15 protein-coding genes are annotated in these 15529 nt (G+C 47.4%); 9 read left to right on the top strand and 6 right to left on the bottom strand.

From position 1 onward, the window contains the following. Positions 1-32: 32 nt before the first annotated feature. Positions 33-1523 (bottom strand): vWA domain-containing protein, encoded by a 1491-nt coding sequence (locus tag K0T92_RS12440; protein WP_219872795.1) that lies wholly within the window; start codon positions 1521-1523, stop codon positions 33-35. Between the two features lie 268 nt (positions 1524-1791). Between K0T92_RS12440 and K0T92_RS12435 the strand changes: the two genes are divergently transcribed. After that, positions 1792-2904: a GNAT family N-acetyltransferase gene (locus K0T92_RS12435; protein WP_219872794.1), complete on the top strand. Its 1113-nt coding sequence runs from the start codon at positions 1792-1794 to the stop codon at positions 2902-2904. Positions 2905-3013: 109 nt separating this feature from the next. On the opposite strand, the gene K0T92_RS12430 is transcribed toward K0T92_RS12435, so the two are convergent. Next, positions 3014-3469: an AraC family transcriptional regulator gene (locus tag K0T92_RS12430; protein ID WP_219872793.1), complete on the bottom strand. Its 456-nt coding sequence runs from the start codon at positions 3467-3469 to the stop codon at positions 3014-3016. A 411-nt stretch (positions 3470-3880) separates the two neighbouring features. Here K0T92_RS12430 and K0T92_RS12425 point away from each other — a divergent pair, with 411 nt between their 5' ends. After that, entirely contained in the window at positions 3881-4576 is a 696-nt protein-coding gene (locus K0T92_RS12425) for a hypothetical protein (protein ID WP_219872792.1), read from the top strand. Positions 4577-4828: 252 nt separating this feature from the next. Here K0T92_RS12425 and K0T92_RS12420 read toward each other — a convergent pair whose 3' ends face one another. Further along, on the bottom strand, positions 4829-5068 hold the full coding sequence (locus tag K0T92_RS12420; RefSeq protein ID WP_219872791.1) for a hypothetical protein: 240 nt from the start codon (positions 5066-5068) through the stop codon (positions 4829-4831). Between the two features lie 697 nt (positions 5069-5765). Here K0T92_RS12420 and K0T92_RS12415 point away from each other — a divergent pair. From K0T92_RS12415 to K0T92_RS12405, 3 genes are all read left to right on the top strand, one after another. Beyond that, positions 5766-6125, top strand: a complete 360-nt coding sequence (locus tag K0T92_RS12415) for a hypothetical protein (protein ID WP_219872790.1) — start codon at positions 5766-5768, stop codon at positions 6123-6125. Between the two features lie 85 nt (positions 6126-6210). Continuing rightward, positions 6211-6570: a hypothetical protein gene (locus tag K0T92_RS12410; protein ID WP_219872789.1), complete on the top strand. Its 360-nt coding sequence runs from the start codon at positions 6211-6213 to the stop codon at positions 6568-6570. A 241-nt stretch (positions 6571-6811) separates the two neighbouring features. Further along, positions 6812-7303 carry a nucleoside deaminase gene (locus K0T92_RS12405; protein WP_246628111.1) on the top strand — a complete coding sequence of 164 codons (492 nt, stop codon included), beginning with the start codon at positions 6812-6814 and terminating at the stop codon, positions 7301-7303. Positions 7304-7325: 22 nt separating this feature from the next. On the opposite strand, the gene K0T92_RS12400 is transcribed toward K0T92_RS12405, so the two are convergent. Both K0T92_RS12400 and K0T92_RS12395 read right to left on the bottom strand, forming a co-directional pair. Next, positions 7326-8021, bottom strand: a complete 696-nt coding sequence (locus K0T92_RS12400; RefSeq protein ID WP_246628110.1) for a response regulator — start codon at positions 8019-8021, stop codon at positions 7326-7328. Positions 8022-8039: 18 nt separating this feature from the next. Beyond that, the gene (locus K0T92_RS12395) at positions 8040-10151 is read right to left on the bottom strand and encodes a histidine kinase (protein ID WP_219872787.1); all 2112 of its coding nucleotides are present in this window, start codon (positions 10149-10151) and stop codon (positions 8040-8042) included. 191 nt (positions 10152-10342) lie between these two features. Between K0T92_RS12395 and K0T92_RS12390 the strand changes: the two genes are divergently transcribed. Then, entirely contained in the window at positions 10343-10900 is a 558-nt protein-coding gene (locus K0T92_RS12390; protein ID WP_219872786.1) for a hypothetical protein, read from the top strand. Between the two features lie 156 nt (positions 10901-11056). On the opposite strand, the gene K0T92_RS12385 is transcribed toward K0T92_RS12390, so the two are convergent. Next, the gene (locus K0T92_RS12385; RefSeq protein WP_219872785.1) at positions 11057-11845 is read right to left on the bottom strand and encodes a TerC family protein; all 789 of its coding nucleotides are present in this window, start codon (positions 11843-11845) and stop codon (positions 11057-11059) included. 422 nt (positions 11846-12267) lie between these two features. On the opposite strand from K0T92_RS12385, the gene K0T92_RS12380 reads away from it, so the two are divergent. The 3 genes from K0T92_RS12380 (at position 12268) to K0T92_RS12370 (ending at position 15519) form a co-directional block, all read left to right on the top strand. Then, positions 12268-12846, top strand: coding sequence for a TetR/AcrR family transcriptional regulator (locus tag K0T92_RS12380; RefSeq protein ID WP_219872784.1), 579 nt, complete (start codon positions 12268-12270; stop codon positions 12844-12846). A 134-nt stretch (positions 12847-12980) separates the two neighbouring features. Beyond that, entirely contained in the window at positions 12981-13835 is an 855-nt protein-coding gene (locus K0T92_RS12375) for an SDR family NAD(P)-dependent oxidoreductase (protein WP_219872783.1), read from the top strand. Between the two features lie 142 nt (positions 13836-13977). Next, entirely contained in the window at positions 13978-15519 is a 1542-nt protein-coding gene (locus tag K0T92_RS12370; RefSeq protein WP_219872782.1) for a hypothetical protein, read from the top strand. The last annotated feature ends 10 nt before the right edge of the window (positions 15520-15529 follow it).

Here is a 15529-nt window from a genome sequence, read left to right as displayed (position 1 = left end):
GGACTAGTGTCCTGACGGTGTATGTTCAACTTTTATAATTGCTCGCGAATGTCAATGACTCCCTTAACCAATTCGATAAACTCCTCTTGCCGTTCGCTGGAAGCGTACTTCTCCGCCATCTGAAGAACATTCTGCAGCCGGCTCTTCCCGACGCCTTCGCTGTCTTTCATAATCTTAGCGAACTCAGCGACAGCGGCAATAAACAAGGTTTCATCAGACAGCTCGCCTGACAAGCTGATCGCTGCTTCCGACTCCTTGGATCGATTATTATTGTCCACGTCCTTGTAACGGATTGTAACCTTGCCCCATTGCTTGGACGCATTGTCCTTCAATTGAATCTCATATAGCGCAGTAACGGAATGCCCGGCTCCTACTTCCCCGCCATCGACTTTGTTGTCACGGAAATCTTCATCGGCAATTGCCCGGTTCTCATACCCGAGAAGGCGGTATCCCTTCACTTGGCGGGGATCGAATTCGACCTGGATTTTGGCATCCTTAGCAATTGTCTGCAGCGTCCCTGTCAGATTCTCCTGGAAAATCTTCTTCGCTTCATCTATATCGTCAATATAGGCGTAGGCGCCATTGCCTTGATCCGCCAATTGCTCCATAAGCACATCATTGTAATTATCCATGCCGAACCCGAAGGTGCCCAGATAAATGTTCCGCCCAGCGTAGGTTTCAATCGTTTGGAGAATGCTTTCGGCCTCGGTCTCGCCGATATTGGCCACTCCATCGGAGCACAGAATGACACGGTTAATGGCTTCTTTGTCGTAGCTATGGCTGGCTTGCTTGTAGCCTAACAGCAACCCTTCTTCCACATTCGTCGAGCCCTCGATCTGAAGCTCATCAATAGCATTCAGAATAACATCTTCCTCTTCAACCGAAGTAGACTCCAGAACCGTACGCGCGTTAGAGCCATACACGACAATGGCGATCCTATCGTTATCCTCCAGTTGATTCACAAGCAGTGCCAAGCTTTTCTTGACTAATCCGATCCGGTTGTCTTGGTCCATTGAGCCGGATACGTCGATAACGAATGTTAGATTGGCTCTCTTCCGATCCTCAGTATCAATCTCCTTGCCTTTGATTCCAATGCGGACGAGTTGTGAACCTTCTTCCCGAAACGGAGAAGGGCCTGCATCGACATGGATGGCGAACGTGTCATTCTTAGGCGGCTCATCATTCAAGTCGAAGTAATTGATGAATTCCTCCAGACGGATCGCTTCCTGAGGCGGCAAGTTCCCATTCTCGATATAGCTTCTAACCAATGAATAAGAGCCGGTATCTACATCCATCGCGAAAGTAGACAGCTGATCGTCGTCTGCCGATACATAGGGGTTAGTTCCGTAATCCTGAAAGAACATGTCGGACGGTGCGGGAGGTGCGGGAGGTGCGGGAGATTGCTGGGCTGCAGCATCCGGCGCTTCCGATGTATCCGCTTTCAAATCCGTATCGCTGGCACTGCATCCCGCAACTAACACACCAAGCAAGAGTACGAGCAACAAGCTTACCATTCTAATCATCTTGAACTCCCCCAATTTTTTTGAATGACCATTCCCCACTCAATACTACCACAAATTTACTGTATGTTACAGTAGTGTTACAAAAATATTTCTTTAATATTTCAAATTCATTTCTATCATGTAACAAAGAGAGTGCTTGGACTTGCTACGAGGGGCAAATCATCCAGCGTGCTGGCAGCAATAAATTCAATGTTCTATAATTGGAAAAACAAATAAGCTTCAACTCGACAGGCAGCGCAAGAAGCCTGCAAAAGTACAGGAATTCTGGTTGAATAAGCCTCAGGTGGCAGAAAGCCTGCGAGAGTGCAGGAATAGAAGGTGGAAATGGCTAATAGAGGGGAAATGCGGGAAATTCCCTGCACTTTGGCAGGCATTCGGTTCTTCAGTAGGCCAGCAATCGAAAATACCTGCACTTTGGCAGGCATTCGGATTGCGAGAAAAAACGGTGGAGTTGTGCTCCAGATTTAATATTCTCCCACGAAAGGGCAGCGATTTTTTGATGATAATACATAGTGTTGATTTCAAAAATCGGGATGAGTACCGGGCAAGCTTCAATCGTCTTGCCGCCCTTGTATTTGGTATTGAGTTCGAAGAATGGTACCAAAAGGGGGCTTGGGACGATCGTTATATTTGTCATTCCATCATTTCCGATGGCCGCATCATTGCTAATGCTTCCGTTAGCAAGCTGGACCTGCTTATTAATGGGGAGCGCAAAAGAGCGATCCAAATTGGAACGGTCATGACTCATCCTGAGCATCGTGGCAAGGGATTATCGAAACAACTGATGGAGTATATATTGGATAACTATGAAGATGCATGCGATTTGTTTTTCTTATTTGCCAACAGCACTGCGCTGGATTTTTACCCTAAATTCGGGTTCGTTTCATTGCCTGAACATCAATTTCATTTAGAAGTATCCATTCAACACAAGGATGAAGTGTTTTCGCTCGATAAACTGGATGTCTCGTCAGAGGAGCACTGGAACTTCATGAAACAAATGCTTCGTGTCCGAAGGCCTATTTCACAACAATTTGGTATCACGAACAACGAAGGGTTGTTTCAATTTTACGCGTTGCACGTATTTCCTGAATGCTTATATTACTCAAGGGCTGATGATGCGATTATCGTATTCGAGCATGATGGGGAATTGATGCATCTGTATGATATCGTTAGCGACAAACCTGTGGACATGGAAGCGTTGATCTTACGAGCTGCCAGGCAACAAACGCGGAAAATTCGATTTCATTTCACACCTGATCAACTCATAGGCCAAGTTGCAGTTGAACCCTTCGGCAAGGATGAGGATGTCTTGTTTGTTAAATCACTATGCAAGCTAGGCGAATTACCAACCTTTTGTGTACCTAAACTGGCTCATGCGTAATCTCCACCCTCCGGAGGCTCTTGCTTCACTTGGCCTATTGTTGGCGCTCTGTCCCGCATAGTCCAGCCATAGCAGGACGCACGGTCAATTGATAGTCATAAGTACAATGCTATAACGGTTTTATAGGTACACATATTTCGCAAAACTCATTGACGAGCATTTCACCTGTGTATCTTTCTACAATCGGCTTGTTGTCAATTTGATATTGGCTGTGCTGTAAAGCGGGGATTATTTCAGCCCATGCTTTTTGAATCTCCTCTGCTGTATGTTGAACCAAGCAAATGGCATACTCTCCGCCAGAAAATTCACTTTCACAGATGGAGTCATCAATCGGATAATCTTCAGGAATGACAATGCATGCATCGTATCTACAGTTTTCAGGGTGAGTCGTTACAGGGTTATCTTGTGGAATTCCAAACATGATTGCCGATTCAGTAAGGAGATTCCGCTCCCCAGCCCATTTTTTCAACTTTTCCATTGCTTGCACATTGGCAGGACCGTACGGACCCATTTGCCGAACATAGGCAATACGGTTTCTTGGAAGAACTTTAATATTAATATTCATGGATATCTTCCCTTTCATTAACAGTATTTGATGCATTTCGAATGCTATCATGGTATAAAATTTTTTGCCAACTCTTTTTATGAAACTTAGTGTATAAGGAAATAAATGCCATTAAAAAGACCGGAAACCTCACATTCGAGGGCTCCGGCCTTTTTAATGTAAAAACTTACAATTAACTTACACAAATTGTCGTGCTTTAACTGTCTATATTTGTTTTAAATAGGTTATTAATTGAAATAAAAAGTGTAATTATCCATTGAGTCAGGGCTTTTATACTATGTACGCCTATCAAGTCCTTTGATACAATTACCTCGTAACATTCGTAGTAAAAAATGAAAAATAAAGGGCGGTGATCTAGGAAACGTGTAGGATGCAAGAAAAAATCATTATAAAATTTAGGAGGAATTTATTGTGAAGAAGAGATTATTTGCACTTGCCATGTGTCTAGTATTTATGTTTGCGGTTATCCCTGTTGCGTCTGCAGCGATCCCGGCGATCGGACTGAACGATTCTAAGATTGTTACACAACCAGACGGAGTCGTTTCCTATGAATTTACAGCACCGGAAAGCAAAGTGTATATCTTCAAATTGTCCAAACTGCTCCCTCTTGCAATGACAACATCACTTAAGCTGTATAATGCTCAGAATCAATTAATTGTTTCTAGTGTACAATATGGCGGCTCCCACGCTTCCTACAATATGACGGCAGGACAAGTTGTACGTATAGACGCTAGTGTTCCTTCGAGCTCTTTCAGTACCATGAAGGCCGGTTTGGTTGTATTAAGCTCGGACGTTACACTGACTAATCTGGGATCTCAATATGTTGAGATCGGTGCAGTCGGTACATTCACGGCCCCTAGCTCCCAGCAATATACCTTTACAACTAGTGGTCCTGTTTATGGTCCTACCGCTCGCGACACCGTTATTCAAGCTTATGATGCCAGCGGCAATTTGATTGGCCAGAATGATAATTATGAAGCAGGCAGCCAATATTCCCAATTGGTGCTAAACCTCACGGCAGGTCAAGTTGTCAAAGTTAAAATTCTTCCTAAAAATCCGGCTGACTTCAACTACCAAGTTTTCATTTCGTCATTTGGCCAAAACTAGCTTTTTCTAAGATCAGGTCATTGAGCAAGCTGAAAGATGCCTGGATAAATTCCGGGCATGGCAGCAAACTCTAATATTCTCCCCTCAAGGCAAGTGGATTATCTAGGAGCCGAGAGGCCGCGCCGGACGCGGGACGGAGGGCTGTAACAGGTTGAGAGCCCGTGACCTGTTGCAGCCCTCTTTGGGTTTGTCGTTGTTCCCCTCTGAACTGTGATTATTATTGTGGGTTGTAAGTCCAGCCTATCGTCGAGATTATCCTACACCATCACTTTCTAACAAGGAATAAAAATTATCGCGGTCTTCTTCATCGAATTTGCCAAGCGTCCGCACCCTGACAAATTCATGACCGCCATACATGTCTATTTCCTCTCCGTACTTATTGTAGAGCGCGATCATATTGCCATCCTGATTCAACTCCATGTACCCGTAACATTCGGCTTCAGGCGCGTCACCGTAAAGGAGCATAAATCTGATTTTGTCCACTCTGTTCATAGGGTCCTCCTTTCTATCTTACTGACCATGCATTTGCGTTCTTGCCCCACATCGACCTAAAGGAAATTTTACGTGAAACCGGATGAATTGGAAAAAGCGATATCGCTCTTCATACTCGAAGATTCATTCCTATTGCGAAAGAATAAGGGGGGAGTCCTCGTTATGCCGCTCATTTGCACATTATCTCTTGACGAGACGGGATTTCGGGATTATGATAGCGTGCCGGCTAACTCAACAAGGCAAATAAATTAAAAAGGCCGGCTCTTCGCAGTGCCGTGGCACCGAATCGTCGGTCTATCGTTCCCAATACCACATCCCCCAGCAGCAGCAAGTTGTGAGCACACAAGTCCAAATGCAGAGTATTGTCCGCATCCCAATTTACCAAGGAAATAAATCCCAAAAAAAGGCTGAAAACCTTCCGAAAGAGCACTCCGGTCTTTTTAATGTCAAATCTTACAATTTACTTACACAAATTGATGCCCATTTCACTTCAAAAATTTGTTACTAATAGGATATTAATTACAATAAACCACATAAATATCCATAAAACAGGTCTTTTATACTATGTACGCTTTTTCAATCCTTTGATACAATCACTTCGTAACATTCGTAGTAAAAAATGAAAAATAAAGGGCGGTGGTCTAGAAAACGTGTAAAATGCAAGGAAAAATCATTATATTATTAGGAGGAATTTATTGTGAAGAAGAGATTATTGTCAATTGCTATGTTGTGTCTAGTACTTATGTTTGCGGTTGTCCCTGTTGTGTCTGCAACGACCCCGGCGATCGGATTCGACGAGAAAAAGACGATTTGGTATACAGATGGAGTTGTTTCCTATGAGTTTACAGCACCGGAAAGCAAATTGTATACTTTCAGCTTGGGAAAACTACTGCCTGTTCAAATGACTCAAACGCTTAATGTGTACGATGATCAGAATCAATTGCTTGGTAATAGTGTAAGCTATGGTATTGCCAAAATTTACTTGAATTTGACGGCAGGACAAGTCGTGCGTATAGACGCTAGCACTACCTTCAAGGCCGGTTTGGTTGTTTATTAAGCTCGGACGTTCAATGAAGGGTTGTATCAGGTTGAGAGCCAGTGACCTGAAGGAACAATTATTATACTATTAGGAGGAATTTATCATGAAGAAGAGATTATTTACATTTGCTATGTTATGTCTGGTATTTATGTTTGCGGCTATCCCTGTTGCATCTGCAACGACCCAAACGATCGCATTGGGAGATAAAAAGTCTATTGGATATACAGATGGAGTCGTTTCCTTTGAGTTTACAGCACCGGTAAGCAGATCGTATACCTTCACATTGCAAAAAATTTACCCTATTGCAATGACTCAAACGCTTAAACTGTATGATGATCAGAATCAATTACTTGCTAGTAATGTAGCCTATGGCACTTCCATCGTTACCTTAAATTTGACGGCAGGACAAGTCGTGCGTGTAGACGCCAGCACTACCTTCAAGGCCGGGTTATACGTGCAGTAAGCTCGGACGGATGCCTGGATAAATCCCGGGCAGGCCGCGTCGGACGCGGGATGGAGGGCTGTGACAGGTTAAGAGCCTGTTGCAGCCCTCTTTGTGTTTTTCGTTCAGGAAGCCCCTTCCTCTCAAAATCGGCTTCCCTTCCGTTACCGATCGAGAAAGGTTATACGAAAGGGCGGGATAGCGTAGGAAGGCGCAACCTATATATCGAATTAATTATCTATATGGTGAATGGGGGATTTCTATGGAGATGGATCGGTATTTTCTTACTATTGCACTAGATGAGGCAGAGATCGCTTTAAAAGAAGGGACGGTTCCAATAGGGGCAGTATTGGTTGACCCCGAGGGTAACATTTTAAGCAAAGGAAGAAATAGAATCTTTACTACTAGTGACCCCACATGCCATGCAGAAATCGATGTCATCAGGCAAGCTGGAAAGAACTTGTTAGATCCCAGGTATAAGAATAAATGCACATTATATTCGACAGTCGAGCCTTGCCCGATGTGTTCAGGGGCACTGATATTAGCCGATATTGCTAGAGCTGTCTGGGCGTTGAGTGATGATTACTTGGGAGCTATGAGAATTATGAAACAGGGCAATCACTTCAGACATAAATTCGATAAAGTTTCGGTTACAGCGATGCCATACAGGGACTTGGCAATCCGTTCTCAGGAGCTTCACCGGCTATGGAATGAACGACGTGGACAAGCATACGTCGTTAGTGATATTGATTGAGCTCGTGCGCGGAAGTCAAAGACTAGCTATGCCGGGACTGCTCGACCAGCTTCCTTGCCTCATGCCGGGAGCTGACTTGGAGCTTGCCCAGAATGATCGACACGTTGTTGGCAACGGTCTTGGCGCTGATGTGGAGGTGGGCGGCAATCTGAGCATTGGTGTCTCCGGCGGCGATTCGTGCCAAAATCTCCGCTTCGCGCCGGGTTAACTCGGTAAAGGACGGATCTCGCAGCGGTCCATATGTTCCGATACCAGCATCTTCTGCTCCACTGCCATGGGAACCCGTCGCAACCTGGGGGGTCTGCGAGGCGAAATAATGCATGATCCGCTCTGCAATTCCCGTACTGAATACAGCGCGTCCGCTTCCCACCATACGAATCGACTGCAGCAGTTCCTCCTCGTCCGCATCCTTCAGCACGTAGCCCTTGGCACCGACTCTCATTGCTGTGAAGACCGACTGATCATCCTGATACATGGTGAGGATCAGGACCTCGATAGCCGGATATTGCTCTCTAATCCGCTCGGTTGCCTCGATGCCATTCATTCCGGGCATGCGAATATCCATCAGTATGAGGTCGGGCTCGAGCTCGCCGGCAAGCTTCACCGCTTCATTGCCATCAGTCGCTTCCCCGACTACTTCCAAATCGTCAGTCGTCGCCAGCAAGCTTCGAACGCCATTGCGAAACATCGGGTGATCCTCGGCTATAACGATTCTCATCAGTTTCATTCTCCTTCTCTATTGCAGAGGCAGCAACGCGCGTACCCTCGTTCCTCCGGTATTCAGCCGTTCAATGACACACTCTCCACCGATCTCCGCAGCCCGCTCGCGCATGGATATAAGTCCAATGCCGCCGGGCACTTTCTTCAACGCCGGGAGCTGCACGGTGCCAACGCCTACACCATCGTCAGTCACTTCCACCAGCAGTCGACTGTCCTCCATCACAGCCAGCATAACCCGGCAGACAGTCGCGTCCGCATGCTTCACGACGTTCACCATCGACTCCGTCACAATCCGATAGACGGCAACTTCAACCGCAGCACGCAGCGCAGGCAGTACGAGCGGAGCATCGATCTGCATTTGCAGCGGCTTCGCTCCTGTGCCTTCCGCGCTTAGCTGAGAAGGCTTCGCCATCTCGTCCATCCGGGCGCGGATCGCGCCGATAAGGCCGAGCTCATCCAGTGCGGGCGGTCGCAGATCATTCACCAGGGAGCGAATATCCTGAACGGTCGATCGGATGACTTGGCCGAGCTCATCCATCTTGGCGACGGCAACCGCAGGCTCCTTGTCGACGTATTTGCGCGCAATCGCCACGTTAAGCGCCAGTGCCGCCAATCTCGGTGCGAGATCATCATGCAGATTGTTGCGGATTCGCCGTCGCTCCTCCTCCCTGGTGAGTACAAGCTGCTCGCGGGAATCCTGAAGATCTTCCGCCAGCCGTCTCATCCCCTGCAGCATATCCGCATTGTTCACAATCGGCCCGGCTTGCTGAAGCAGCACCTCCAGGAAGATATGATCCTCTGACGAGAACGTTTCGCCAACCGACCGGCTCGCCACATACAATGTGCCGATCGATTTGCCTCGATAGATAATGGGGTAGGCATGCAGTTCAAGTCCTTCTTTGCGCTCGCCTGCTTCGGCAAGAATGGTCTCTTGTCCTTCGATGTCCATCGCAATGGCGGTATAAGGCAGACGAAGTGCGCCCTGCACCTGACGGGCAATCGCGGCCAGCATCGCATCAGGTGCGAGCGGCTGCATCATCTGGCTGCCTAGCTCGAGCAGTACGGCATATGGATCATCATGATGGCCCTTCATCAGCCGCTTCACCAGTCGTTGAAGCCACTCCTTCAGCGGCGCGAACACAACTGCGACGAGCGTCGTGGCAATGAGCGAGACGGCATAATGGTTCCAGGTAACGAACAGATTGCCGAGATAGAGCACAACGGCGGTATATAGCAGAACAATACATAGGGTCAGCGCGCCATAGACAATCGTCCGGTTAACAAGGGGATTAATGTCCCACAGCCTCCGTCTAAGAACGGCGAGCGTAAGTGTAACGGGCAGAGCGGACAGGGAAAGGTGCAGCGCCGCATTTAAATAGATGAAGTAGGTAGCGCTGCCGTTATGGAAAGCAGGATCGAACAGTATGCTGATCAAGCCGAATCCAACGAAACAGATGGCAACACCGTAGACCACCCACTTGGTCTGCTGGCGCTGCTCAGGCGAAGAGATCCGTCTGAAGCGGTGCAGCTGGGCATAGATCAGCAGCAGCGTCGTCGACAAGTACCAGACGAGCTGAAGGGACTGAGGGACGTGAAGTACATCCCATAAGTCCCCGTCATAGAAGACGTTCGCAATATCCACGATGACTATGAGCGCCATGACGTATCTCGTCCATCGGGGCACGAATGAACCGTTCGGGAAAAGCAAGCAGAACAGCGATATTGCGATCCAGCCCACAGACGCTACCCCAAGGAACCAATAATGCGGGAATGTCGAATCCGTTGATCCCACCATGACGAGCGACGGAAAAGAGGTGCCGAAGGCGATCATCGTCAGTGCAGCGAGTAATCCCATCGGTTCCCGGCCGCTCTTCCACAGCAGAATCAGGGCAGCCGAATAGAACACCAGCGTGTAGGCACAGTCGATTACTACAAGGAGGAGTGCAGTTTCCTGTAAGGTGAGTCCCCCTGGTGCCAAGGTCAGGGCAGGAATGGAGACGCCGCATCCATTCGAGATGCATTGCGTCAGCAGCGCGTCGTAATACAGAGGAATGCAGCTCGCATACAGGGTCGCCGTAATGATAAAGAATATTCCGATTAAAACTTGATAGGCTCTGATTTTTCTCATGCTTTTATTATAGCGGCCCAAGGTTGGTTTGAATATGAGGAGGCTGCGAATCCTCGTCCATATTCCCGGATTTCCCGAATTCGGGAAGCGGAATTTCCCGGAAAAAGGGGTATTCAATGCCCTGTTTCCCGTGATTCCCATGCATGTAGGATAAGGAAAGTGAGTCACAATCAAAAATAAGGAGAATGACAATGAATGAATTACGAGTACTAAGATGGCTGGGGATGATCTGCTTGCTGGCGGGGATTGCGAGGATCGGCATGACGCCGACGGCGATTATTTGGGGTACGGACAGTGTGCCGGAGCTTTCTTTTGGATATGCGGCGTGCATTCTGATGGCGGTCGGCTCGATTGCCGGTTATCTTGTGCAATCGAAGGAAACGGGATTGCTTGGATTTATTAGTGTGCTCGGCATTACGATAGGCAACATTCTGACAACGGCATTGTTGTTCAGTGTGTTCATCCTGGGGGCATCCGCTCCGGAGCCGGATGGCTTGATTATGGCGATTACCGGCGTGGGCAGCATGATTGGCCTGTCGGGAGGCACGCTGCTGTTCGCTGTGCTGACGTTTCGCGCCAAGGTATTGCCTCGTTGGGTGGCTGGCCTGCACGTGCTCATGCTTCTCAGCGCATTCTTGCCTGTGGAAGACAACGTATATTTCGCTTTCTTCTGGGGGCTTGCTTACGTTGGCATGGGCATTTGCATTTGGACGGGACGATTGACGCCACGTTCACAGCCGGAACAGTAAGCTGTCAATCACAATGATTCGGTTAGCGCTTAATAGAGCTCGGCCTGCAGCCCTCTTCGTCGATCACAGGTTAGGGTAGCGATAGCTCGGGCCGGAACCGGCGGGGGGCATAGGCCCCCGCAGCACAGCCGGCCAAGAGCAAGGCTATTCCTTAAATTATGCGGCGTTGGCCGATTCCTTTTCTTTACTCTTGCGGCCAGACAGGAACCATCCGGTTAAGGCGATGATCAGAAGCACCGCATAGAATGTCAGCTTCCATCCGGTCGATTCTGCAAAATCATGCGGGATGATATGAAGCGACGGATGCGCGAGTGTGTGAACCGCCAGCTTGACGCCGACCCAGCCGACGATGAAGAAAGCGGCGACTTCCAGCGCTGGCCTGCTCTCCAGCAGCTTCACGAACAAATTTGCGGCGAAACGCATGATCAGCAGTCCGATAAAGCCGCCCAGGAAAATAACGATAAAGTGCCCGCCGTCCATTCCGCCGATCCGCGGGAGGGTTGTTGCCGGCAATGCGACCGCAAGCGCGACAGCCGCCAGGATGGAGTCGATTGCGAATGCGATATCCGCAAGCTCGACCTTGAGAACCGTAAACCAAAACCCGCTCTTTTTCTTCTGCTTTCCCTCATTCCGCTCTGCGGAATCTTCACCCTTCTTCACGATGAGCTTGCGGAAAATATGATTGGACGCAATAAACAACAGATATAACGCCCCGATAGCCTGCACCTGCCACACATCCACTAACAACGAGATCACGAACAACGAAGCGAATCGGAATACGAACGCACCTGCCAGACCGTAGAACAATGCCTTCTTCCGTTCTTTCTCAGGCAGGTGCTTCACCATAATGGCCAGTACGAGCGCGTTATCGGCTGCCAGCAAGCCCTCAAGCGCGATTAGCACAAGCAGTACCCAGCCATACTCCATCAACAATTCAATTCCCATAGTTTCATCCCCTTTGACCCGATTGGTTTACCTTCCCATACATAAAGAAACCTTCGCCAGCTACGGGCAAAGGTCTCGCTAACAGTGCCCCACTGGCAATGCCAATAAAGCCGGAGAATTCGGGTTCTCGTATTGACGGCTTTATTGTGACAGCTACTCCCCTTTGGAGTTTGGTTTCTCTATGCAATTGCGAAGCATATCTTACAGAAAAGTAGTACGGTGAACAGGCACCCCGGTTTCATGGAAATTCGAGAAAACGCCTGCTATCTTTTTACTCTTCCCAGTATTAGTAAAAATCATTAACGTATCCTCATAATGCGGTGGAATTGCTGCTCCAACTTGGTACGGGGCTGCTAAAGATTCATCATTTAATTGACCGATCGTTCCAATTAAGATATAGTTAGCGCAAGAGGTGGAGAAATGTGGTCCGTACGAAAGAATTCGAACCTGTAGATGCGCTTGAGAAGGCGATGAAGGTTTTTTGGAAACATGGTTATGAAAAAACATCAGTCAATGACCTTTTGAAGGAAATGGGAATTAATCGTGGAAGTATGTATGATACCTTTGGCGACAAGCATTCGTTGTTTATGGCCTGTTTATCCAGATACAGCGAAGTGTATATGTCCCAAGTTCTTTGGGCCTTGTCGCAAAATACTCCCGTCTATTCTACTTTGATGCAATTGTTTCACAATGTAATTGACCGCCTTCATGAAGATCAGAAAAGCTGGGGCTGCTTGATGGTCAATACAGCTAGCGAGTTGAGTCTCCACGATTCACTGGTCGCGGAAGTTGTTACGAATAATTTCCTGTCGTTGGAGCAGGCATTTGCGCTATTTCTGGAACAAGGAAAGATTAAGAATGAAGTTCCCCCTGAGCTTGATTGCCGTAAGACAGCTCAATATTTAACAAGCTCTTTTGTGGGGGTTGCGACCCTCGCGAAGACCAATCTTCCACCAGATTTCATAAGATCCGCGATTCAAGTTGCGTTAAGAATTTTTTAATGTGAGCCTGTCTTTTTATAAAGGAGAGGCTATTTTTTTGCCCATAATGGAACGATCGTTCAATTATAAAGGAGGTGAACCGTCTTCATTTCGTTGCTTGCTGTATTTCAAATAACAGAGAAGGATGTGGAAACATGGTGTCAGTCATCGATAAAGCGGAAAGAAAAATAGCTGTTGTAACGGCGTCGTATTCCGGACTTGGTACTGAGTTATGCAAGCTGCTTGCCGCAGACGGCTTCAATTTGGTTCTTATAAATAGGGACGCTGCAAAGACTTTGATCCAGATTCAGGAGTTGAGCGCGCTTGCGCCATTGATAACGATTAGCTCGATAACCGCTGATTTATCGAATCAAGCGGCGATACGAGATGCCGCGAGGAAGGTATCCGATCAGTATTCACGAATTGATCTGCTTGTGAATAATGCAGGTGTTGTACTCGATCGTCTGCAGATTTCTTCACAAGGTAATGATGTTCATTATGAGGTTAACACGGTAGCTCCCTATCTTCTAACGATGTTATTGCGCCCCCAATTGGCTGCCGCTAAGCGTGCAATTGTTATTGTTGTTGGATCAAGCGCGATGAAGATGGTACGAAAGCTTGAACTGGATAGACTTCGCAATCCCGGGAAGTTCAAAAAATTCGCACCTTACGCACAATCAAAGCTCGCTACTGCGACTGCCTTTTTTGCAATGGCGGCATCGTTTGCTAAGGAGGGGATTCTGCTGCGTATCGTTGATCCAGGACCGAATCAAACTGCAATGTCAACGAATCAAGGGGTGCCTGGGTGGTTTAGAATGTTTCGACGGTTCTTTGCTCTGCCTGAAATAGGAGCAAGACGTATCTATGATGCAGCAATGGATCGCAAATTCGGCGAGCAGAGCGGTATTTATATTGAGCGGGGTAAAGTTACTCGTCCTCCAGCACCTGTCCTCAAGAAGGAGATGCAGGAAGGGATTCTCGAACTGCTCCATGAGACAACCACAAGCTAGACGGAGGAGAGTCGTACGAACCTAGAGGTCCTATAGTACCTGCTTAGGAATTATCTTATTCATTTCATAAACCCGCTCATCACGTAACAGGGAATGATATAATAAATTTAATTTATTAATCTTTTACCTAGGATGTGCAGCTATGAAAGGGATCCCGGACTGGATCTATGTGAGCGGTTTCTCGTTTGTCTTGATAGGAATAATGTTTATGATACAGGGCCATGTTGGTATTAACTTAGCGGATGAAGGCTTTCTCTGGTACGGTGCAGCTCATACCTCTATTGGAGAAGTGCCGCTCCTGGATTTCCAGTCCTATGATCCGGGTAGATATTATTGGGCAGCTCTCTGGTTTAAGATCTTCGGGAACACCGATATAATCACGCTTAGGATTGCTGCTCTCCTATTTCTATGGATTGGACTGACATGTGCTTTGCTCGCTGTAAGGCGAGTAACGAAGTCCTGGGGATACTTATTCGTCATAGGGACTCTCTTGATGGTATGGGTATACCCCAGGCACAAAATGTTCGATATCAGCATCAGCATGATTGCGGTGTCTATAATTATTCTCTTGTTGGACAAGCCTAAGCCTGTGCGATATGTATGGAGCGGAATGGCTGTAGGTCTTGCCGCTTTTTTCGGCATTAATCATGGCTTGTATTCAGCTGTCTCCGTTGCTCTTGCGTCCTTGTACATCTTCTTCAAAATAGACAGAACGAATCCCATTAAAAAAATGGGCGGAGTAGCAATTGGCATCTTGATCGGTTATTCTCCGATGCTTCTTATGTTTGCTTTTGTTCCTGGATTTTTGAAGCGCTATGTGGAGATGATCATCTGGCTATTCCGGTTAGGCAACACCAATATTCCTCTCCCGATTCCATGGCCATGGAGAGTTGACTTTGGGCAACTGCAAGCGATGGATATTGTAAGCGGTCTTATTGTCGGCTTCTTATTTCTCCTTGTACTCCTTTTTCCGGCAGCAGGAATCATCCATAGTTTTGCTTCAAAAAAGACAAACCTGTATCTTGCCGCTTCGGCATTCGCAGGTCTTCCTTATGCTTATGTCGCTTATTCACGAGCCGATCTAGGACACTTGGCACAAGGTATTTACCCCCTGCTGCTGGGGGCTTGTTTCTGGGCTTTACAGTATTTCAAGCTTAGCAGGGTTAGAATTACCCTATGTATGACAGCCATGTTGGCTGTCTCATTCTTGTCTGTGGGCAAGGTTCAGCCGTTATATCAGCTCATACAGGCACCTCCGAATGCTTTCGTGAAGTTCACGCTAACGAATAATGATTTATCGATAGATGCATATAGTGCTAACTTTATTCGAACCGTACAGGATATCAAAGCTCAATATCTCAAGGGAGATGAGACTCTCTTTATTGCGCCTCATACGCCAACGTTGTACCCCATATTGGATCTGAAGTCGCCCCTGCGGGATATTTATCTGCTGTTCCCGGAAACCGAAGAGAGGCAGCGTGAGCAGATTGAAGAATTAAATCAGAAGAATGCTGCCTTGGTTATTCTCGGCGATAATGCGTTGGATGGAAGAGACGAACTGCGCTTTCGGAATACACACCCGATCCTGTGGGAATACCTGAATAACGATTACGAGGCGATAGCGGTAGAAGCGCTGCCTCCGAATTATACTGTGCTGCGCCGGGTAGATACGGCAACGAGATGAACGGAGATGG

The organism is Paenibacillus oenotherae, from assembly GCF_019443105.1.
Lineage (GTDB): Bacteria > Bacillota > Bacilli > Paenibacillales > Paenibacillaceae > Paenibacillus_Z > Paenibacillus_Z oenotherae.
Note: the sequence above shows the minus strand (reverse complement) of the source record. Positions and strands in the feature narration are given on the sequence as shown.